This is a genomic window from Niallia sp. 01092 (assembly GCF_052318935.1).
Lineage (GTDB): Bacteria > Bacillota > Bacilli > Bacillales > Cytobacillaceae > Niallia.
Genome location: NZ_JBQRKO010000023.1, coordinates 33,222 through 55,767, shown reverse-complemented (window position 1 = coordinate 55,767; position 22,546 = coordinate 33,222). Strand labels below are relative to the sequence as shown.

The 22,546-nt window shown below is 34.5% G+C and carries 20 protein-coding genes and 1 riboswitch; of the genes, 16 read left to right on the top strand and 4 right to left on the bottom strand.

Going from position 1 to position 22,546, the window contains the following annotated elements:
• Positions 1-198 precede the first annotated feature (198 nt).
• The 5 genes from qoxA to ACTXGU_RS18555 all read left to right on the top strand — a co-directional run bounded on the left by qoxA (position 199) and on the right by ACTXGU_RS18555 (position 5,343).
• Positions 199-1,164: a cytochrome aa3 quinol oxidase subunit II gene (qoxA, locus tag ACTXGU_RS18575; RefSeq protein WP_443483017.1), complete on the top strand. Its 966-nt coding sequence runs from the start codon at positions 199-201 to the stop codon at positions 1,162-1,164.
• A complete protein-coding gene (gene qoxB, locus ACTXGU_RS18570) occupies positions 1,154-3,106 on the top strand; it encodes a cytochrome aa3 quinol oxidase subunit I (protein ID WP_443483016.1) in 1,953 nt (650 codons plus the stop codon). The genes qoxA and qoxB overlap by 11 nt, the downstream gene beginning before the upstream one ends.
• A complete protein-coding gene (gene qoxC / locus ACTXGU_RS18565; RefSeq protein ID WP_443483015.1) occupies positions 3,106-3,702 on the top strand; it encodes a cytochrome aa3 quinol oxidase subunit III in 597 nt (198 codons plus the stop codon). The genes qoxB and qoxC overlap by 1 nt, the downstream gene beginning before the upstream one ends.
• Positions 3,703-3,716: 14 nt before the next feature.
• Positions 3,717-4,019 carry a cytochrome aa3 quinol oxidase subunit IV gene (gene qoxD / locus ACTXGU_RS18560; protein ID WP_443483014.1) on the top strand — a complete coding sequence of 101 codons (303 nt, stop codon included), beginning with the start codon at positions 3,717-3,719 and terminating at the stop codon, positions 4,017-4,019.
• Positions 4,020-4,353: 334 nt separating this feature from the next.
• Entirely contained in the window at positions 4,354-5,343 is a 990-nt protein-coding gene (locus ACTXGU_RS18555) for a Gfo/Idh/MocA family protein (RefSeq protein ID WP_443483013.1), read from the top strand.
• 69 nt (positions 5,344-5,412) lie between these two features.
• On the opposite strand, the gene ACTXGU_RS18550 is transcribed toward ACTXGU_RS18555, so the two are convergent.
• Positions 5,413-5,874 (bottom strand): GNAT family N-acetyltransferase, encoded by a 462-nt coding sequence (locus ACTXGU_RS18550; RefSeq protein ID WP_443483012.1) that lies wholly within the window; start codon positions 5,872-5,874, stop codon positions 5,413-5,415.
• Positions 5,875-6,060: 186 nt separating this feature from the next.
• Here ACTXGU_RS18550 and ACTXGU_RS18545 point away from each other — a divergent pair, with 186 nt between their 5' ends.
• The 8 genes from ACTXGU_RS18545 to ACTXGU_RS18510 all read left to right on the top strand — a co-directional run bounded on the left by ACTXGU_RS18545 (position 6,061) and on the right by ACTXGU_RS18510 (position 15,729).
• Positions 6,061-6,756, top strand: a complete 696-nt coding sequence (locus tag ACTXGU_RS18545; RefSeq protein ID WP_443483011.1) for a winged helix-turn-helix domain-containing protein — start codon at positions 6,061-6,063, stop codon at positions 6,754-6,756.
• Positions 6,746-8,152, top strand: coding sequence for an ATP-binding protein (locus ACTXGU_RS18540; protein ID WP_443483010.1), 1,407 nt, complete (start codon positions 6,746-6,748; stop codon positions 8,150-8,152). The genes ACTXGU_RS18545 and ACTXGU_RS18540 overlap by 11 nt, the downstream gene beginning before the upstream one ends.
• 456 nt (positions 8,153-8,608) lie before the next feature.
• On the top strand, positions 8,609-9,853 hold the full coding sequence (locus ACTXGU_RS18535) for a trypsin-like peptidase domain-containing protein (protein WP_443483025.1): 1,245 nt from the start codon (positions 8,609-8,611) through the stop codon (positions 9,851-9,853).
• Between the two features lie 506 nt (positions 9,854-10,359).
• Positions 10,360-11,238 (top strand): peptidylprolyl isomerase, encoded by an 879-nt coding sequence (locus ACTXGU_RS18530; protein ID WP_443483009.1) that lies wholly within the window; start codon positions 10,360-10,362, stop codon positions 11,236-11,238.
• Positions 11,239-11,677: 439 nt separating this feature from the next.
• Positions 11,678-12,391 (top strand): hypothetical protein, encoded by a 714-nt coding sequence (locus ACTXGU_RS18525; protein WP_443483008.1) that lies wholly within the window; start codon positions 11,678-11,680, stop codon positions 12,389-12,391.
• A gap of 523 nt (positions 12,392-12,914) precedes the next feature.
• Complete coding sequence (locus ACTXGU_RS18520) at positions 12,915-13,166, top strand: hypothetical protein (RefSeq protein ID WP_443483007.1); 252 nt, start codon at positions 12,915-12,917, stop codon at positions 13,164-13,166.
• Positions 13,167-13,363: 197 nt separating this feature from the next.
• Positions 13,364-14,878, top strand: a complete 1,515-nt coding sequence (locus ACTXGU_RS18515; protein WP_443483006.1) for a glycoside hydrolase family 32 protein — start codon at positions 13,364-13,366, stop codon at positions 14,876-14,878.
• Between the two features lie 86 nt (positions 14,879-14,964).
• Entirely contained in the window at positions 14,965-15,729 is a 765-nt protein-coding gene (locus ACTXGU_RS18510) for a divergent polysaccharide deacetylase family protein (protein ID WP_443483005.1), read from the top strand.
• A gap of 188 nt (positions 15,730-15,917) precedes the next feature.
• On the opposite strand, the gene ACTXGU_RS18505 is transcribed toward ACTXGU_RS18510, so the two are convergent.
• The 3 genes from ACTXGU_RS18505 to ACTXGU_RS18495 all read right to left on the bottom strand — a co-directional run bounded on the left by ACTXGU_RS18505 (position 15,918) and on the right by ACTXGU_RS18495 (position 19,093).
• Complete coding sequence (locus tag ACTXGU_RS18505; protein ID WP_443483004.1) at positions 15,918-16,574, bottom strand: potassium channel family protein; 657 nt, start codon at positions 16,572-16,574, stop codon at positions 15,918-15,920.
• Positions 16,575-17,004: 430 nt separating this feature from the next.
• Complete coding sequence (locus ACTXGU_RS18500; RefSeq protein WP_443483003.1) at positions 17,005-17,457, bottom strand: Dps family protein; 453 nt, start codon at positions 17,455-17,457, stop codon at positions 17,005-17,007.
• Between the two features lie 469 nt (positions 17,458-17,926).
• Positions 17,927-19,093 (bottom strand): FtsW/RodA/SpoVE family cell cycle protein, encoded by a 1,167-nt coding sequence (locus ACTXGU_RS18495; protein WP_443483002.1) that lies wholly within the window; start codon positions 19,091-19,093, stop codon positions 17,927-17,929.
• A gap of 378 nt (positions 19,094-19,471) precedes the next feature.
• Here ACTXGU_RS18495 and ACTXGU_RS18490 point away from each other — a divergent pair, with 378 nt between their 5' ends.
• The 3 genes from ACTXGU_RS18490 (at position 19,472) to ACTXGU_RS18480 (ending at position 22,507) form a co-directional block, all read left to right on the top strand.
• Complete coding sequence (locus tag ACTXGU_RS18490) at positions 19,472-19,738, top strand: hypothetical protein (protein WP_443483001.1); 267 nt, start codon at positions 19,472-19,474, stop codon at positions 19,736-19,738.
• A 222-nt stretch (positions 19,739-19,960) separates the two neighbouring features.
• Positions 19,961-20,899, top strand: coding sequence for a magnesium transporter CorA family protein (locus ACTXGU_RS18485; protein ID WP_443483000.1), 939 nt, complete (start codon positions 19,961-19,963; stop codon positions 20,897-20,899).
• Positions 20,900-21,016: 117 nt separating this feature from the next.
• Positions 21,017-21,116: riboswitch (purine riboswitch) on the top strand.
• 59 nt (positions 21,117-21,175) lie between these two features.
• Positions 21,176-22,507 carry a 5'-deoxyadenosine deaminase gene (locus ACTXGU_RS18480; RefSeq protein ID WP_443482999.1) on the top strand — a complete coding sequence of 444 codons (1,332 nt, stop codon included), beginning with the start codon at positions 21,176-21,178 and terminating at the stop codon, positions 22,505-22,507.
• Positions 22,508-22,546: the final 39 nt, after the last annotated feature.

The window sequence follows — 22,546 nt, the reverse complement described above, 5'->3', positions numbered from 1 at the left end:
TAAGGGCATCTGAGTAGAGTGAATTGGTAATTTTATCCTTACGAATTTTGTCACATTTACAATATTGCAGATGTGTTATTATCATACAGGTAGTAATAATAGATATTTTACCTTATGAAAGTGAATGTTCTATGGCTAAATTTCGAACATTCTGTGAATATTTTAACATTTAACATGAACTGGAAGGAGCTGTACAAAATGAAGGCGAAAAAGGGCTTTTTATTATCGCTCTTAAGCATCGTTCCTATCTTAATTCTAAGTGGGTGCGAATCAATGGTCGTATTTGATCCACAAGGGCCTGTAGCAAAAAGCATCATGGACTTAATTAACTGGTCCATCGTATTTATGGCAATTGTTTGTATTGTCGTATTTGCATTATTTGGTTATATAGTTTGGAAATATCGTGAGAAGCCAGAAAATAAAGACTATGAACCACCAGAAGAACATGGCAGTACATTGCTTGAAATTATCTGGACAGTTATACCACTTTTAATTATTATTGCATTAACAATTCCTACGGTAAAAACAATCTACGCTTTAGAAGAGATACCGAAGGATTATAAAGATAAAGAACCTGTTGTAATTAATGTAACTTCAGCAGACTGGAAATGGATTTTCAGTTATCCAGAAGAAGGCATTGAAACAGTTAACTATGTAAATATACCTGTTGGTGTGCCAGTTGAATTTAAATTAACTTCTGCTGGAACGATGCAGTCAATGTGGATTCCTGCACTTGCTGGTCAAAAGTATACAATGTATGGTGCAGAATCGGATTTATATGTTGTAGCAGATAATGAAGGTTCATACTTAGGGCAAAATACCAACTTTAATGGTCAAGGCTATGCAGAAATGCAGTTTGATGTAGAAGCGAAAACTCAAGAAGATTACGATAAGTGGGTGCAAGAAGTAAAAGATACTGCGCCGAAGCTTACAGAAGATAAGTATAAAGAAATTTTAAAGCCGACTCATCTAGGTCGTATGACATTCTCTAATACTCATTTAGAATGGATTAATCATGGAAAAGGCGGCGACTCTAATTACTATTTAAACCCTGAGCTATATAGAGTGCATGGCTATCAAGGAAAAACTTTTACTAATGAAAATGTAAAGGGTACAGATGGTAAAGAATCTGACGGAGGTGAACATAAACATCATGGACATTAAATGGGAAGATATTGTTATTACAGGTGATCCATTGATTCTTTCCGCTCAAATCGGCATACTTCTTACAATGATTGGTGCTGTTGTTGGGATAACATATTTAAAGAAGTGGAAGTACCTTTGGGATGAATGGATTACAACAGTTGATCATAAGCGCATTGGGATTATGTATATTATCGTTGCTGTCTTGATGTTTTTCCGTGGAGGAGTCGACGGATTAATGATGAAGGCGCAAACAGCTACGCCGGATATGAAATTTTTAAATGCACAGCATTATAATGAAGTATTTACAACACATGGTGTTATCATGATTTTATTCATGGCAATGCCTGCGTTAATCGGATTAATGAACGTTGTTGTGCCTTTGCAAATTGGTGCAAGAGACGTAGCGTTTCCACAGTTAAATGCGCTTAGCTTCTGGCTAACATTTAGTGGTGCGATGTTATTTAATATTTCTTTCGTTATTGGTGGTTCGCCTGATGCAGGCTGGACATCTTATTTCCCGTTAGCAGGTAAAGAATTTACACCAGGCGTTGGAAATAACTTTTATGCAATTGCTTTGCAGATTGCAGGTATTGGTACATTAATGACGGGTATTAACTTTGTTGTTACGATTTTAAAAATGCGTACAAAAGGCATGACATTAATGAGAATGCCAATGTTCACTTGGACAGCATTAATCACAAATATTATTATCGTTTTTGCATTCCCGATTCTTACGGTTGCATTAGCATTAATGACATTTGACCGTTTGTTTGGAACACATTTCTTTACCATTTCTGGTGGAGGAAATGCGATGTTATGGAATAACTTATTCTGGTTATGGGGACATCCAGAGGTTTACATTGTTATATTACCGGCTTTCGGTATGTTTTCAGAGATTATTTCGACATTCTCTAGAAAAATGCTATATGGTTATAAATCTATGATTATCTCAATTGTTGGGATTGCAGTTTTAAGTATGGTAGTTTGGGTTCACCATTTCTACACAATGGGTTCAGGTCCGGTTGTTAACTCTGTATTCTCGATTACGACGATGTTAATTGCAGTACCTACAGGAGTTAAAATATTTAACTGGTTGTTTACGATGAGAAAAGGTCGCATTCAATTCACAACGGCAATGTTATGGTCGCTTGCATTTGTTCCGACTTTTACAATTGGTGGGGTAACTGGGGTTATGCTTGCAATGGCTGCGGCTGACTATCAATACCATAATACATTATTCTTAGTGGCGCATTTCCATTATGTATTAATTCCTGGTGTAGTGTATGCAGTATTTGCTGCCTTCTATTACTGGTGGCCAAAAATGTTCGGTCATGCATTAAACGAACGTTTAGGAAAATGGCATTTCTGGTTATTTAATATTGGTTTTAATTTGACGTTTATGCCAATGTTCTTCTTAGGATTAAAAGGTGCAGTAAGACGTTCTTATACATTCTCAGTTGAATCTGGATTTGCTCCATTATTCTTATTATCAGCAATAGGTTCTCTTATTTTAGCAGCTGGTTTTGCTGTATTATGCTATAACATTTATTATAGTGCACGTAAAGCAGACAGAAATATTTCTACTGATCCATGGAATGCAAGAACGTTAGAATGGCATACAGCTTCACCTGTTCAATTCTATAACTTTGCACAAGAACCAGAAGTAAAATCATTAGATGCATTCTGGTATATGAAAAAGAATAATGAAGGTTTAGTGTTAAAAGAAGATGAGTTAAAAGAAATTCATATGCCGAGCAATTCATGGCTGCCAATTTATATGTGTGTCGTATTTGGTGCAGTTGGATTCTTTATGATATTTGAATGGCATCTACTCGCGGCAATTGCAAGTATCGGTATTTTTGTAGGATTAATTCTGCGTTCCTTTGATTATGATGATGGCTATCATGTGAAGATAGATGAAATTAAGAAAACGGAACGTGCATGGAGAGGTGAGAAATAATGGCTAAAGTAGATACATCTTTACCGTTAGAGTATCAAACGGAACAAAACCGCTTGAATATTCTAGGTTTCTGGATCTTCCTAGGTGCTGAGGTAGTATTATTTGCAACATTGTTTGCAGCTTACGGTTCGTTGGCAAATAACTTTGCTGGAGGCCCAACTCCTAAAGAACTTTTTAAAATGAAGGATGTCATGATCGAAACACTGCTGTTATTAACAAGTAGTTTTACTTGTGGAATCGCAATCTGGCAAATGCGCCGTCATAATGTAAAAGGGTTAATCACATGGTTGGCAATCACTTTATTGCTTGGTGCTGGCTTCGTGTTTTTTGAAGTGAATGAATTTATTCACTATGTTCATGAAGGAGCAACGATGCAAACAAGTGCGTTCCTTTCTAGCTTCTTTGTTTTGTTAGGTACACATGGACTGCATGTGTCAATGGGTATTGGATGGGCTATTTTAGTAATCATGCAAATACTAAAACACGGTTTAACGCCGACTACTGCTCGTAAAACATTTATTATAAGTTTATATTGGCACTTTTTAGACGTAGTGTGGATTTTTATTTTCACATTCGTTTATTTAGCAAGAATGTAAGGGTGGTGTAATAAATGGCGAAAAATCATGAAAATGAAAAGTTTCCAATCGGACATATTGCAGGATTTATCGTTTCCTTATTGCTTACATTTGCAGCAGTAGGAGCGAAATATACTGATTTACCATTTAAAACGATCATGTGGATTATTGGTACTTTAGCAGTAATCCAAGCTCTTCTTCAATTGGTTATGTTTATGCACTTAACAGAAGGAGAAGGAAAAGTTCAAGTGATTAATATTGTGTATGCTTTCTTTTGTGCCATTGTCGTAGCAGCAGGTACTATTTGGGTAATGACATCAGGACATGTGCATTATTAATAAGAATAAAATAAAAACATATTAACAAGTAAGTTATGTTTTCAGGTCTAATCTATTATCGTCTACTAGAATAGCTAGTTGCTATATTCTTGTGAGTCGGTTTAGATTAGACCTTTTTTATAGTTACAAACGCTATACAAGTTGTGAATGTCAGTAGTACTAGTGAGTGTTAAAATAGCATATGTTGGCAGCGGGATAGGGAAGTATAAATTACATAAGACGGAGTATAAAAAACTGCATATATATGATTGCAATTTTTTTATAAAGTATACAAAATAAAAGAAGAAATTGATAAATATCAAGCTTACTGTTTTTAAAAAAAAGGAGGAATAAGATGACTGTTCGATTCGGTATTATAGGTACAAACTGGATAACTGATTCATTTATCCAGGCTGCAAAACAATTAGAAGATTTTTCATTAACGGCAGTTTATTCACGAACAAAAGAAAAGGGAGAAAGCTTTGCTAAAAAACACGGGATCGCAAATGTATTTACCGACTTAAAAGAAATGGCAGAAAGCGACTGCTTGGATGCTGTATATATTGCAAGCCCTAATTCTCTTCATGCGGAACAGTCTATACTTTTTTTAACGAATAAAAAACATGTCCTTTGTGAGAAAGCGATTGCATCAACAGTAAAAGAATTAAAGGAAATGATTTCTGCAGCAAAAGAGAATAATGTTTTATTGATGGAAGCATTAAAAACAACGATGCTGCCAAATTTTCAAATCGTCCAAAAGAATTTGCATAAAATTGGGAAGGTTCGCCGTGCATTTGTGAGTTATTGTCAATACTCCTCCCGCTATGATGCATATAAAGAAGGAAATGTTTTGAATGCATTTAAACCAGAGCTATCCAATGGTTCACTAATGGATATTGGCGTTTACTGCATCTATCCAATGGTTTATTTATTTGGCAAACCTTTATCCGTTAAAGCATCTAGTTATTTATTAGAGACAGGTGTCGACGGTGAAGGAAGCATAATAATGAGCTACAAAGATATGGATATTATTATGATGTATTCAAAAATCACCAATTCTTATATCCCTTCTGAAATACAAGGAGAAGAGGGAAATATTTTATTGGATCAAATAAACACACCGCAAAAAGTGAATATTTATTATCGAAATGGCGAAAAGGAAGACGTAACACAACCGCAAAAAGAAGAAGCGATGTATTACGAAGCAAAAGAATTTATCGAATTAATTAAAGCTGGAAAAGTAGAATCTGCTATTAATTCGCATGAAGTATCTTTAGCTGTTATGGAAATAATGGAGGAAGCAAGAAAACAAACAGGCATTATCTATCCCGCCGATAGTCAATAACCAAGAAAATGATCTATTTGGAATGAAAAGAAATATGTGTAAATAGATATATCGAAAACGAAGGGACTGCTAAATGGCAGTCTCTTCGTTTATTTTTTCTAATTTTACGAGTTGCAACCCGTTTTCAACTTCAAAGATTTTTACTATCTGAAATCCCAATTTTTTATATAATTTCAGGGCCGGTGAGTTTTTAGCAGCTGTACAAACGGTCATTTGTTTTGGTTGTTTCTGTAAAAGATGATGAAGCAGCTTTGTTGCAAAACCTTTGCCGAATGAAGAGGGATGAACAACAAGTCGACATATTTCTATAGAATCTGTTATTTCTTTATAAGAAATAACGGCAACTAAACGATTACAGCTGTAATATCCTACGAAGGTTTCCATGCATGTTCTAATACTCGAACAATCTTCTTTTAATGGCGGCAAATCTTTATAATTAATAATTTTTGATTCTACTTTATATGAGGCTGATTGAATGGCTAAAATCTCTCTTGCTATTTCTAAATCACTATTATCTAACTTTATAATCATTGTTTTTTCCTTTCTTTTCTTAAGTATATCGCAATGAAGAAAAGAACAAAAAATAGAAATTATGAACAAATTATTTCCTAACCATTAACAATGATTTAAATATATAGAAAACGGATTGCGAAAAATCTAAAATATCGGTTTAATGAGAAGAAAATAATGAATAAAAGGCAAAGGTAGGGTGCAAATATGAAAGTGCTAGTAATAGAAGATAATGAAAGTGTTTGCTCCATGCTCGAAATGTTTTTTGAAAAAGATCATTTTGAGGGAGTATTTATTCATAACGGCTTAGATGGATATCAGCATTTTTTAACAAATAAGTATGATCTTATTGTACTTGACTGGATGTTACCTGGAATGGATGGTATAACAGTATGTAGGAAAATAAGGGAAGTAAATAAAGAAATCCCTATTATTATGTTAACGGCAAAAGATTCAGAATCTGACCAAGTACTCGGTCTAGAAATGGGTGCAGATGATTATGTAACCAAACCTTTTAGTCCGTTGGCATTAACTGCTAGAATGAAAGCAATAGCGAGAAGACTGAACAAATCAGATGGGGACGAAATAAAAGAAACCAATGGTGTTGTGATGGTTAATAAAGAGACGAGGGAAGTGTTTATTGAAAATAAACGAATTCCTAATTTGACGCCAAAAGAGTTTGATATCTTGTCCTTTTTTGTACAGCATCCAAGACAAGTTTTTTCAAGAGAACAGATTTTGGATCAAGTATGGGGATTTCAGTTTTACGGTGATGACCGGACAGTAGATGTTCATATCAAAAGGTTAAGAAGAAAAATTGGCCGCGAAAACCAGCCTTTTTTCCATACCATATGGGGAGTAGGCTATAAATTTGATGAAACGGTGGTAATTAATGAGGATTAAATATATTTATCAGCAATTAATCAGCCATATTAGTGTGATTATTGTTGCCTTTTTAGTGGTTAGTTTGGTATTTACTCATTTTGTTGAACAATTGGTATTAGAAATAAAAGGACAGGAACTACTTGAATATGGTGTTAATATACTATCAGATTTGCAAGAAAATCCATCCCCTGCCGAGTATCAATCTACACTTGTAAAATATAATGATGTTTTAGGAAGCAGAGGAATAGGCTTTGGGATGTTCGATACACAAAGAAATCGGCTTTATGCAGTTGGAGGAAACTTTTCCATAACAAATAAAGAGTGGAATGAAATAAAGAACGGACAAGGAAGAATTATTAAAGATAAGACAAGACGTGGAAATCAAGAGGTTACGCTTGTTGCTATTCCTTATTGGGTGAATGGGGAGGTTGCTGGAGTCATCTCCCTTACCGCTCCCTTAAGTGACTCTAAAGATATGATTAATAAAATCAATAAATACCTAGTTTATACGGTGTTTTTTGCTTTTAGTGTAGCGTTATTATTAAGTATTTTATTATCACGTATCCACGTAAGAAGGTTAAAAAAATTACAGGAGGCTACAAGCCTTGTTGCAGTTGGTGATTACAATGTAAAAGTCCCTTCCTCAAATTTTGATGAAATAGGGGAATTAGCGGATGATTTTAACAGCATGGTTGGAAAACTGCGTGAATCAAAAGAAGCGATTGATGCATTAGAGAATAGAAGAAGACAGTTTATGTCAGACGTATCCCATGAAATGCGTACACCTTTAACGACCATAAGCGGAGTGATAGAAGGGTTAAATAATAATATGATTCCAGAGCAAGAAAAGGAAAAAGGGCTTAACTTAGTAAGTCAGGAAACAAAACGACTTATCCGTTTAGTAAATGAAAATTTAGATTACGATAAAATTCGTTCCAATCAAATTGTGTTAAGGAAAGAAATGATTGAGCTGCAAGAGGTATTCGAAATTATCCAAGAGCAGTTATATACACAGGCGGAAGAAAAAAACGTGAAAATTAACGTTTCTGCTACAGATGATGTCATGATATATGCAGATTATGACCGATTAATTCAGATCATTATTAACATTACAAAAAACAGTATTCAGTTTACTGAAAATGGGTTGATTTGGCTGCGGGGATGGGTGGAAGAAAACAAAACCGTTATTGAAATAGAGGATACAGGAATTGGCATTGAAGCAGAAGAAATAGAGAATATATGGAAAAGATTTTATAAAGCGGATATTTCCAGAACAAATACACCTTATGGAGAGTTTGGATTAGGGTTATCGATCGTAAAGCAGCTCGTGCAATTCCATCAAGGAATCATTACTGTCGAAAGTAAAAAAGGAAAAGGAACTAAATTTACGATTATATTTCCTATGGATGAATAGCTGACGTCTCTATTTGTTCTTTGATATTTCTAGGTCTTTTCAAAGTTTATTAATAATTTATTCATATATTCTGGCTATGATGTAACTATAAGGCAACAATCAACTTTGAGGATTAAATAAATGGCCTGATCACCTCCAAAAACGAAAAGTCGTTACGAAGGAGAGACAGTTTTTAATAGATGAATAAAGGAGGCACTTATAATGAGTGAATTTGATAAAAAAAAGGAATATGCTTCAGCGGATGCAACGAATAGAGAAGAGGAAGGTTTAATCAATCATACAGAAGTGACGGCAGAAGAAAATAACCAGGCAGAAGCTGAAATGGCTGCAAGGAATCAGGATGGCCACGAGCCATCCGTATCTAATGAGAACAAGGAAGTTGACTCAAAGGAAGAATGGGAAGCAACTGTACAGGCAGCGCAGCAAGATAGATTTCAAGAAGCAAAGCCGGAAGAAATGGTTGCTGTCTCGATTGAAGAACCGGCAGCGCAGCGTTCTAAAGCAGGTGCAGAGAAATCTAAATTAAAAGGCTTCTTTTCCTTATTAGCAGCAGGAATAGTTGGATCGGCATTAACGGTCTTTACGATTCCGTATACCGGTTTATATCAGGATCAATATGCAAAGGTTGAGCAGCGAATCGATGATTTATCAAATAAAATAGAAACGAACAACACTAGTGCTATAACGGCTCAAACGACTACTGCAAATGTATCTAATAACAGTTCAAAGTCCATTGCGGATATGGTGGAAACTTCATCAAAAGCAATTGTTGGCATTGTTAATTTACAGAAACAAACCAATCAATTTTCCCCAAGCTCACAGGATGATGTGCAAAGTGGATCTGGGTCAGGAGTTATCTTTAAAAAAGATGATAAATATGCGTATATTGTGACGAATAATCATGTGATTGAAGGTGCTAATAGTTTAGAAATCTCGCTGTATAATGGCGATAAGGCGGAAGGAAAACTAATCGGTGCAGATGCACTTACTGATTTGGCGGTAGTAAGAATTGATGCAAAACATGCTTCTGATACGATTGATTTTGGAAACTCTTCTACCTTAAGACCTGGGGATCAAGTTTGGGCAATTGGAAACCCACTTGGCTTAGATTTTTCTAGATCAGTTACACAAGGGATTGTCAGTGCAGTTGATAGAAGCATCACGGTAAACACTTCTGCTGGAGATTGGCAGTTTAATGTTATTCAAACAGATGCAGCGATTAATCCTGGAAACAGTGGAGGAGCTTTAATTAATGCAGCCGGCCAAGTTATTGGCATTAATAGTTTGAAAATCTCTGAAAATGGGGTGGAAGGCCTTGGGTTTGCGATTCCAAGTAATGATCTTATTCCAATTGTAAATGAAATTATTGATAAAGGAAAGGTGGAACGTCCATATATCGGGGTCGGCTTAGCCAGCTTAGAAGAAGTACCGCGTATGTATTTGGAAGATCTTCCTAATAGTGTGACAAAAGGTGTGATGATAACAAATATTGATCCAAATTCTACAGCAGCGAAAGCAGGATTAAAAGTTCAAGATGTTATTGTTTCGGTTAACGGCACAAAGCTTGAAGGGTCATCTGATTTAAGAAAATATTTATACACAAAAGTAAAAATAGGAGACAAAATAAAACTAGAGGTTTATCATGACGGCAAGCCTAAAACAGTAGAATTGACTTTAGCGAGCAATGCGAATACGAACTAGTTAGGGAAGAGCTTAATAAAAATGCTGTTTTCTCAAAGCTTGTTGTTTTTTACGTGAAAAAATGGGAGAAGAAGTACTTAAACAGACGGAATACACGTAGACTCCTGTGGGAATGCGAGAAAGACGAGACCCCACGGAGTATAGCAAGGCCACTGAAGAAGTGTTTTATTATATAAATTATAGGTAAAACCCTTATATTTAGTAGGATAAAAATGGTATAGAGAGTTTGAAAACGACCATCATGTTGGTTAGGAGAGGCGTCCGCACGACTCCTGCGGGATTAGCGAGAAAGACGAGACCCCACAGGAGCAAAGCGACGAGGAGGCTCGGCGCTCGCCCACGGAAAGCAAAGTGTATTCAGTCTGCGAGTTTAAAAGCAACAATCTATACGAAAAGACCCAATAAAATAAAGATGAGTTGTTTATAATTTGGTAATATTTTCATGGTAATATTATTGCATGTACTCATACTATAGTAAATTAAAGGGAAAATAGAAAGGAAAGACAATGATAAAGAATAAAAAAATATTTTTACCAATATTAGGGGCGGTTTTAATTGCCTTAGTTATAGGTGCTGTATATTTAGTGAAAAAAGATGATGCAGCAGCAACAGTTGGCGGAGAAAAAATCACCAAAAACGAATTGAATGAAGCATTAAATAAACAATATGGAGCAGCCACTCTTGATAGTCTTATTGCTGATAAAGTAGTGGATTTAGAAGCGGAAAAGGAAAAAATTAAAATAACGGATAAAGAGAAAAAAGAAGAATTAAATAAATTAATGGAATCGTACGGTGGCGAAGAGGCTTTTAATACTGCATTAAAATCCAACAATGCGTCAAAAGCGGATATTGAAGAGCAAATGGTACGCTATTTAAAAATAAAAAAATTATTAGCACCAAGAGTTAAAATAACAGATGATGAAATCAAATCCTATTTTAATGAAAATAAAGCGGCGCTTGCACAAGCGGAGCAAGTAGAAGCAAGTCATATTTTAGTAAAAGATGAAAAAACGGCAAAAGAAGTAAAGAAAAAATTAGACAATGGAGCTGACTTTGCTGATTTAGCAAAAGAGTACTCGACAGATACAGCTTCTAAAGAAAGTGGCGGCGAACTTGGTTATTTTGGTAAAGGGGAAATGAAACCAGCATTTGAAAAGGCGGCATTCTCGATGAAAGTCAATGAAATCAGCGACCCAGTAAAAACAGATTTCGGTTACCATCTAATTAAAGTAACAGGCCATAAAGAGGCAAAAGAGGCAGAGTTGGAAGATCATAAAGAAGAAATAAAAGCGGCATTGGTAGAACAAAAAATGAAAACAGAATACAGCACATGGTTAGAAGAGAAAAAAGCAGACTATAAAATCAAAAATTATCTTAATAAGTAATCTGCAAACTTAAAAACATACGTGAAAACGAAAAGAGGCTATCTAAAGAAGTGAGGAAAGTTAAACTTCTTTTAAGATAGCCTCTTTTTTTCTTATGCTGTTTTCTAAAAGTTTGTTGTTTTTGAAAAAAACAATAAACATAGTTGAAGCACTGAGCAGCCTGAATACACGTAGACTCCTGCGGGAAAAGCGAGAAAGACGAGACCCCACAGGAGCAAAGCGACGAGGAGGCTCGGCACTCGTCCGCGGAAAGCGAAGTGTATTCAGGCTGCGGGTTAAATAGCAACAATCTATACGAAAAGAGCCTTTTCTTATGTTAATAAAATATGATTATGCTGTTAATGATGAAAGTAGATTACAAAAGATTATTACATATTTAGTTAAATATAGGAAATGATAAAAAGGAGAAAAAAATTGGCAGTTTAGGAGGAATATTAGAATGAAACATCTATTCATACTCTTATTATGTATGGTCGGACTTGTTTTACCTAGTCATGGAGGAATGATACAAGCTGCTCCACAATCCCCAGAAGCAGGAGAAAAAACAAATGAAGAGGATCAGGCCTTTTTAAAACAATTGGCTGAAAGTCTAGGGATAAAAACAGAAGGAAAAGATTATATAACAATAAAAAAAGAAGTTCATGAAGTATTAATCAAAAAAGAAGCGGAGAAATTAGGGATAAAAACAGAAGGAAAAGATATTAAACAAATTGCAATGGAAGTTCATGAAACGCATATAAAAAATGAAGCAAAAAAGTTAGGGATTAAAACAGACAATAAAGATATAAGAGTGTTAATGAAAGAAGTATTCGAAGCAAAACTTCAAAAAAAGGCAAAAGAATTAGGTATTGATACAAAAGGGAAAAATATGCAACAACTAGGAAAAGAAGTTCAAGAGAAAATCATATATTCGGAAGCAGAAAAAATGGGTATTAAAACAGAGGGAAAAGAGCTCGGGAAAATAGCAGAGGAAGTAAGAGAAAAACAAATCATCACAGCGGCTGAAAAGCTTGGACTGGATACAAAAAATAAAACAACAAAAGAGCTGTTAAAAGAAATGATGGTAAACTATCCTGAAGAAGTGAAAAAATTAAAGCTGCTACCATTTCACGAAAAAGTTGGAATGAATGGGCATGTAAAGTTTAATCATTAATAGCGGATATCCGAAAAAATAATCACGGTAGTAATGCTTAGTGGTTATTTTTTTGTTTGTAGAATGGTTTAGCTTGCTGCCTCTATTGTGTAAGACTCTATTTATACATAGTCTCATTCGATATCGGGTTGTCAGTGAAAACTCATGCTAGTTCGTATTAATATCTGCATGTATATAGAAGGAAAAAATATTCAATTAAATAAGTCTTTTATCGTATCTGGTAGCATGAGGAATGTAAGTTATTTTACCTAAAGTCTGTTGTTCTCTCGTTGTTCTCTCAAACTTAATATCTATTTTTGTGAAAAAAAGGCATAATTTCATGTTATTTTTTCACAATGATTAGTATTCTTATAGTGAGAAGGTTTATCAAATGGAAACATAGTAATGTTTTTCTACTTTTATTTATTTTTAATCTAGTCGTTTTTAGGAGGAAAATAAGGAAAAATAAATGAACATGTACATCAAAAAAATTCATAAGTAAAACAACTAGAGATCAGGGGAAAATACATGGGAGGAATACATATTGAAACAACATTCCAAGCTGCGAATTACAGAAAAAGATAATAATATTTATAGAGCTTTATGTGATTTGTACAAGGAAAAAGGCGAAAGTGTTGGAATTGGTCCAACAGAAATTGGCTTAAAGGTTGGTCGAGATCCTTATGATGCTTCTGCCTATTGCAATGCATCATTAAAAAAGCTCATGCACTTTAACAAAATTGAAAAGATTGAAAATGGAAAATATAAACCAATTGTACATTCACAAAAGGTTTAATCATGGAATAAAGAAAAGTGGGAAAGAAAAAAATGTCGATATTCGTATCGGCATTTTTTCTTTCCTTTTAACATGTGAAAAAGTATGGTATAAGTATACGGGAAACTAAATGTTAAAAAACTAGGGAGGTTTTATTTCTGCAGAAAGAAATATTTAAACACAAAAAAGTATTTTGGTTTATTCTTTCCTTTATTGTATTGTTGCTTATTGCCATTATAGTATACGAATCAAATGATAAAGATTCTAACCAAAAGGAAAAGCCTAATGAACAAAAGGAACAAAAACCTACATATAGAGCAAGTTATCATTTTACTTCGCCTGATAAATGGATAAATGATCCCCAAAGACCTATCTATTTTGATGGCAAATTTCACTACTATTATCTTTATAACCGCGACTATCCTAATGGGAATGGCACTGAATGGCGTCACGCGACATCAGAAGATTTAGTTCATTGGCAGGATGAAGGAATTGCTATTCCAAAATATACAAATAAGAATGGAGATCCTTGGAGTGGTTCTGCTGTAATCGATGAAAATAACACGGCAGGTTTTGGTGAAGGGGCAATTGTTGCGATTGTAACACAGCCTTCAGCAGATGGAGGGAAGCAGGAACAATATCTTTGGTACAGTCAGGATAGAGGAAAATCCTTTATTTCTTACAGTGATCAACCGGTTATGCCTAACCCAGGACAAAAAGATTTCAGAGATCCAAAAATTATTTGGGACAAGCAAAATAATAAATGGATTGCACTAATGGCAGAAGGAGAAAAAATTGGTTTTTACGAGTCTGATAATTTAAAAGACTGGTCGTATATCGGTGAGGTTATTACGGAGAATATCGGAATAGTAGAATGCCCAGATCTATTTCAAATCCAAGCAGATGACGGGACAAATAAATGGGTGTTAGGTGCTAGCGCTAATGGAAAAGCGCATGGGAAGCCGAATACCTATGCATATTGGATAGGCCAATTCGACGGCAAACAATTTATTGCGGATCATGCTGAACCAAAATGGTTAGATTATGGTTTTGATTGGTACGGTGCGGTAACATTTGATGATGGACAAAGCAGCACTAAACGTTATGCTTTAGGCTGGATGAATAATTGGGACTATGCCAATAACACACCTACGTTAAAAGAAAATTTTAACGGCATTAATTCTATTGTTCGTGAAATAACATTGCAAAAACAAGGAAATAATGAATATAGTTTATTATCACAGCCAGTACAAATGCTTAATAATATAGTGAAATCAACAGAGTCTTATAAAGACTTAAAGGTAGATGAGATAAAGACGTTGAAATCAAAAGGAGACAGCTATTTATTGGAAGCTGATATAAGCTGGTCTGATCTTAACAATGTTGGCGTAAGGCTGCGGGAATCTGATGATAAAACAAGACATATCGATGTCGGCATTAAGGCAGATGAAGGGTACTCTTATGTAAACAGGGGGAATACTGGACAGCCTGATGAAAGCAGACGGTTCTTAGAGTCAAAAGCACCATTCGATAAAAAGAAAAAGAATGTTCATTTAAAAATATTTGTAGATAAAACATCCATTGAAGTGTTTGTTGATGATGGGAAAATTGTTTATTCTAGTGAAGTATTCCCTGAACTAGATGACAAAGGAATAAGTTTATTTGCAGAAGGAGGCACAGCTCATTTTAATAATGTGTCAATAAAACATCTCCATTATAAAGAGAAACATTAAAATATGTTCAAAATCTAATTAAACCCTCTTTTTTATAGCATGAAGTAAATCAAGATAGAAAATACTATAAAAAAGAGGAGGATATAATGTTAAAAAAATTTACTTTCTTTTTTGTTGTATTATTTTCCTTTAGTACTGATACACATGCAGAACAAAAAGTGCATAAAAATGTATTGGCAATTGTGATTGATGATTTTGGCAATAATATGAAGGGAACAGACGAAATGTTAAATTTACCTGTTCCAATAACTGCGGCCATTATGCCATTTTTATCAACAAGCAAAGAGGATGCTATCCGCGCCCATCAAAAAGGACATGAAGTTATTGTTCATTTACCATTAGAACCGAAAAAAGGAAAAAAAAGTTGGCTAGGGCCTGGTGCCATTACAACGGATTTAAGTGATAAGGAAATACGAAAAAGAGTGAAGAAGGCAATTGAAAGTATTCCATTTGCCGTTGGGATGAATCATCATATGGGATCAAAAGCGACAGAAGATGAACGGGTTATGCGCATCGTCTTGGAAGAATGCCAAGCACATAATTTATTTTATTTAGACAGTAAAACAACAGGCAATAGTGTTGTGAAAAAATTGGCGGAAGAGCTGCATGTCCCATATTTAGAAAACGATTTATTTTTTGATCATATTTATTCCAATCAGTATATTGTAAAACAGGCAAACAAATTAGCAGGTGAATTGGACAAACAGGAACAATCTATTGCAATTGGACATGTCGGGGTATCAGGACCAATCGTTGTAAATATGTTAAAGGAATACATCCCTGTGTTCCAACAAGAAGCTGCTATTGTACCATTGTCAAAGTTAATAGACGGATATGAGTTATTAAAATAAGGCTGTTATCGTATAAAATGTTGCTTTTACACTCGCAGCCTGAATACACTTCGTCCGGTTTAGCGAGCGTCGAGCCTCCTCGTCGCATACGCTCCTGTGGGGTCTCGTCTTTCTCGCATTCCCACAGGAGTCTACGTGTATTCAGTCTGCTGAGTACTTCTTCTCCCATTAATAGAGCCTTGTTATTATTAGAAACCTTCTTTCTCGAAACGGTATAAATCCTTATTACTGCCAAGTACGATTAATACGTCTGCTTTATAAATAACTTCATCAGCAGATGGGGATACAATGGTTGTTTCTTTTCTTTGAATGCCAATAATCGTACATCCATATTTAGCTCGAACATTTAGCTCAAGTATCGATTTATGATTCATTTTTTTTGTGGCAATCATTTCGACAATGCCATGTTCTTGCGAAAGTTCAATATAATCAATCATTTTTTCTGATACAACATGATGGGCAATTCTTTTTGCTATATCTCTTTCTGGATGAATAACACGGTCTGCTCCTATTTTTTCTAACACTCTTTTATGATAGCTGTCAGATGCTTTAACCCATACTTGGCTGATGCCTAATTCCTTCAAGATAAGAGTAGTTAATATACTGGATTCTACATCATCCCCAAATGAAACAAACGCATGATCCATGTTGCGTAGTCCTAATTGATTAAATGATTCTTCGTTGAATGCATTCAGTTGAACACAATGTGTTGCTATACCTTGGTATTTTTCCACTTTTTCAAGAGATTGATCAATTGCTAAAACTTCTACACCCATTTCATGAAATTCTTCTACAAGGCTGCCTCCGAAATTACCTAGCCCTATAACAACAAATTGTTTATTCATCCCAATAGCCTCCAATTTTGAACATTGTTATGATTATCTTCTTTTTATTATAGGCCTTTTTCGTATAGATTGTTGTTTTAAACTCGCAGCCTGCATACACTTCGTCCGTTTAGCGAGCGTCGAGCCTCCTCGTCGCATACGCTCCTGTGGGGTCTCGTCTTTCTCGCATTCCCACAGGAGTCTACGTGTATGCAGGCTGCTAAGAAACACTTTTCCAAATGTTTTTTATGTAAAATACAACAAACTTTGAGAAAACAGTTAGTTTTTTGGTTAGAGGAAGGATAGTTTCAACTATGTAGGAAGTTTTTTGCAAATAAAAAAGGTTGTCCCTAATACACAACGAAGTGTATTGGGGACAACCTTATCAGAATTTATATGTTTCAAGTTGTCTAGCTTTGGCGCTGAACAAGGTGCTTTCGCTTTTATCATTTTATTCAGATAAATAAGCAGTAAGCATCCATACATGTTTTTCAATTTTTCCAATTAAACCGACAGCAAGATCATTTGTAATAATATCTTCTAATTGATCGGCATGTTCTGCAAGAGCTTTTAATTGTGTATTAATATGGCTGAAGTCTTCTACAACTGATTTTACCATTTCTGTTGTAGATAATGGTTCTGTACTTTCTTCTAAAGTAGACGTTTCGATAAACTCTTTTAATGTAGAGACAGGTTTTCCGCCAATCGCAAGCAATCTTTCTGCAATTTCGTCAACAGCAGCTGCAGCTTCATCGTAAAGCTCTTCAAATTTTTCGTGTAGTGTAAAGAAGAAAGGTCCTTTTACATACCAATGATGTTGATGCAGTTTCGTATAAAGTACACTCCAGTTAGCAATTTGTACATTTAATTCTTTTTGTAAATCTACTTTTGTTTGTAATCCCATTTTAAAAGCTCCCTTCAAGTAAGTGATAATATAATTATAACAAGTTTTAATTTAAAATCAATACTTATTTATAATTATTTTAATTTAGTTTTTATTATAATAAAAAATTTTCCTTAATTTGAACATACCATAAAAACCTTATAATAGATAGACTATTCTGCATATTTCATAGAATAGTCAAATTCATCTTCTATAGCAGAAATAATAAAATAAAACCTTTAGATGAATGATAAATAAACGTATTTATTGATAATACCTCCCCTTTTTCTTCTGTAAACGAACGATTTTAGGATAATAATTCATCCTCTTCATTATTTGATAAAAAACTACTTTCTATTTATAGAAAATCAATTTTATTTTTGCTAGAAGCAGAAAAGCTACAGATGGCTGAAAGACTGAAAAAATAATCGGCAATAAAAAAACAAGAAGAGAAAAAGTCATGCTGTGAACTTTCTCACTCTCTTGTTTTTTAAAATGAAGGAGATGAAAACATATATGATTTATGATGGTACCGGATGCTAAAGATTAATCCCATTGCCAGCATATTAGTCATAAGGGAGCTTCCGCCATAACTAATAAAGGGAAGCGGGATTCCTGTTATTGGCAGTAATTGAATCGTCATGCCGATGTTTTCGAATACATGGAATGTAATCATGCTGATAATGCCGACACAAATATAAATGCTGTAGGAATCATTTGCCGAAAAAGCAGTTCTTATTAGATGATATATTAAAACGAAATAAAGGCTAATTACTATACTTCCGCCAATAAATCCATATTCTTCTCCAATTATGGTAAACACAAAATCGGTATGCCTTTCTGGGATATATACACCAGTATTCCCAATTCCTTTTCCTGATACTAAGCCGGAACCGATCGCCCGCAACGATTTGACGAGCTGTAATCCATCATCACCCGCTTCGAAAGGATCTAACCAAGAGTTAATTCGTTTAAATTGGTAGTCGTCAATGTCCAAATATTTTATGATAAACGCTCTTTCATAAATGGCTAAGTAGAGGACGGTTGAAGCAAATGTAATAACAGTTCCGTATAAAGGGATAATAATTTTCCATGTAATTCCTGACACTAATATCATTCCGACTAGGATGGCCATTAATACAAGCGTTGTTCCTAAATCTTGCTTAATGACTAATCCAAGAGGGAGGATGGAAACTAATATCATTTTTCCTAATAACATAAAATCTGTTTTAACAGATGGATAAATTGTTTTTTCATGATGGTCAAACATGATTTTTGATAATGCCAAAATAAAAAAAACTTTCATGTACTCTGAAGGCTGTATACTGCCGATTCCTTCAATAACATACCAGCTTTGGGCACCTTTAATTACCGGTGTGAAGTCAGTGTCAGGCATCACAAGAAGTCCTATTAAAAGGAAAATGCCAGTTCCATATAAAATCCATGTTAGTTTTCTAAATTGTTCATTATCGAAATACATACATACTGCAATGGCACAAGAACCAACGATATACCAGAAAATTTGGGATGTTAAATACGATTCGCCTGCCTTTTGTGCACTATAGATGGAAAAACAGCTTAATAAACAAAATACCAATAGCAGAAAGCAAAGCGACCAATCAAATTTATCTGAAAAACTATTACGTCTATCATTCATTTTATAAACTCCTTAATTTGTTGCCTTTTTGAACACACACTTATATAGACGACAATTTCTCTATATTTGTTTCCATTAATATAAAAAAAGAGAGATTCTATGCAAGCTATTTTCATTAAATAAAATAGTTAACATAGAATCCTCTCTTTGTCCTACAGTAAATTCGCAAGAAAGACTTTTGCAATGCCAAAATATATAAATAAAGAAAAGATATCATTTATGGTTTATAAAGGAAAACCTGTATATTTAACTTTTATAAAGCAAGGATAAGTATGAATAAGTCATATGATACAGTTATTATATTTTAAATAAGAGGAATAGAAATCCTAAACATTTAACTGTATAATAATCATGGCACTCTTATTTGGAGGGGGATAAATGGACATAGATCTCGAATTACAGGAAAAGGAAGTATTTCGGGAAATTTTGTGGGAAGGAAAATTTGATCAGCTTGCTATTTGGTTAGATGGAGAATGGTCTGTATTTGCTTCCACTCATTATGAGCAAAAAATGAAAGAAGAAGAGCCCATATATGTTTTACATCAACAAGAAGTTATGGATGCTCATTTTTCAGAGGAAACCCTTGAGCTTCTCATACAAGAAATCGAAGATGTGTTAAATACTCGAATGAGGAAAAACGCATAAACAGGAATTAAGTATATTTATCATGAGAAGTTTCCTTTTTATATGAAACTAAAGCAAAAGGAGTTGATATTTTGAGTAGCTTCGGTTCTCTTGAACCTGAACCAGTAAATATTTCGGAGGAAGTCAAAATTGCATTTTACGGAAGGGAATATAAGTTATCGAGGAATATTAACTCCTTAAAAGGTAATAAGTCTTCCTCTATTTAAATGAGGAGGGTAAACCATGTTAGAAATGTATTTAACGGATTCAACTGGAAAACTTCAAGAAGTAAACGAAATTTCTAAAGGGTGTTGGATTAATCTGATTAATCCTACAACAGAAGAAATTGATCATGTCACAAATCATTTAAATATACCAGTTGAGTTTATGAAAGACGCTCTCGACGATGAAGAAAGGTCCCGAATCGAAACAGAGGATAACAATATATTGATTATTGTAGATTATCCGTACATTACACACGATGAAGCAGGCTTTCCTATTTATGAAACGATTCCGATTGGAATGATTATTTCCAATAATTGTTTTATTACCATTTCTTTGAAGGAAACCCCTATCTTAGAAAGTTTTAAACAAAATAAAGTCAAGGGATTTTATTCTTTCAAAAGAACAAGGTTTTCTTTACAAATTCTTTATGCCATTTCTACGTATTACTTAAGGTATTTGAAACAGATTAACAAGAAAACGGACGAGATTGAGAAAGAACTTCATCAGTCCATGAAAAATAAAGAAATTTATGCTCTTTTGGCTTTGCAAAAAAGTTTAGTTTATTTCAGTACCTCTTTAAAATCAAACAAAGCTGTACTTGAAAAAATACTTCGTTTAAATTATTTAAAAATGTACGAAGAAGATCGAGACTTGTTGGAAGATGTTATGATCGAAAATACACAGGCAATGGAAATGGCTGATACCTACACGATTATTTTAAATGGAATGATGGATGTCTTCGCATCGGTTATTTCGAATAATGTCAATATTGTCATGAAGCTTCTAGCTTCTATTACAGTTATCTTTGCATTCCCTACGATGGTTTCTAGCTTTTATGGCATGAACGTCGGGTTGCCTTTTCAAGATTATCCTTATGCTTTTTTCTTTATTCTTCTCGTTGCTATTTTTTTATCAACCACAACAGCGATTATTTTTTGGAAGAAAAAGTTTTTCTAACAGAAGGACATGGATAAATTTACTGATTAGTACGGTTGTAAAAAGTTTCTGGAAAAATACTTTGTAATATTTTCTGACAATATTGTTGAAGCTTTTTGTAATTACATTAAAATAAATGTATACCGTATATAACTAATTCGTATATCCTTAAAAATTGGTTTAAGGGTCTCTACTTAGAAACCGTAAATTTCTAGCTACGAAAAAAATGTGCATGGATAATGCATGTTTTTTTCGTGGCTTTTTTTGTGGGAAAGAACATGCAAAAGGGGGAGCAATATGACGAATATTTTAATTAAAAACGCGCAAATTGTTACGATGAACCAATCGGAGGAAATAGTAACAGGAGATATATTAATTGAAAACAATATTATTAAGGAAATTGGGGAGAATCTGAAGGAAACAGAGGCAGATAAGATAATTGATGCTACAAATAAAACCGTCATTCCTGGTTTTGTACAAACACATATTCATTTATGTCAAACCTTGTTTCGTGGGAAAGCTGACGATTTGGAGTTAATGGATTGGCTGCGCAAACGAATATGGCCGTTAGAAGCAGCTCATGATGAAGAGTCGATTTATTATTCTGCCATGTTAGGAATAGGGGAACTGATCGAAAGTGGTACGACAACAATCGTCGATATGGAAACCGTTCATCATACAGATTATGCTTTTCAAGCCATTGCAGAAAGTGGAATTCGGGCAGTTTCTGGGAAAGTAATGATGGATAAAGGAGACCAAGTCCCATTGCCTCTTCAGGAAAAAACAGCAGAGTCCATTCAGCAAAGTGTGGATTTATTAGAGAAATGGCATCAGTATGACGATGGGAGAATACAATACGCTTTTTCGCCAAGATTTGTTGTTTCTTGTACGGAAACATTATTAAAAGAAGTTAAAACCCTTTCGGATCACTATAATGTAAGAGTGCACACACATGCTTCTGAAAATTTGGGAGAAATCCACATCGTTGAAGAAGAAACGGGCATGCGAAATGTGGTTTATTTGGATCATCTAGGTTTAGCAAACGATCGATTAATTTTGGCTCATTGTATTTGGCTTAATGAAGAAGAAAAAAGAATCATAAAGGAAAAAGGCGTTCATGTCAGCCATTGTCCTGGATCTAATTTAAAGCTTGCTTCTGGAATTGCAGAAACGCATCATCTACTTTGCGATCATGCTTCTGTCAGCTTAGGGGCGGACGGTGCACCATGCAATAATAATTTAGATATGTTTAATGAAATGAGATTGGCAGCACTGATTCAAAAACCGCTGCATGGACCAACTGCCATGGATGCGAGAACCGTATTTCGTATGGCGACAATTGGAGGAGCAAAAGCAGTTGGCATGGAAAAGGAGATTGGCAGTATTGAAGTGGGCAAAAGAGCAGATTTAGCGATATTAAACCTTTACAATTTTCATACGTTTCCTTCTTATGATGTTGATCCTATTTCAAGAATTGTCTACTCCGCAACACGTGCAGATGTCGAAACAACAATTATTGATGGAAAAATTGTGATGGAAAATAAAATCATGAAAACATTAGATAAAGAAATTGTGTTAAGAGAATCTAATACAAGTATTAAAAGGCTATTAAAACGGACAAATATTTAGACTGTTTTCGTAAAGATTGTTGCTTTTAAACGCGCAGCC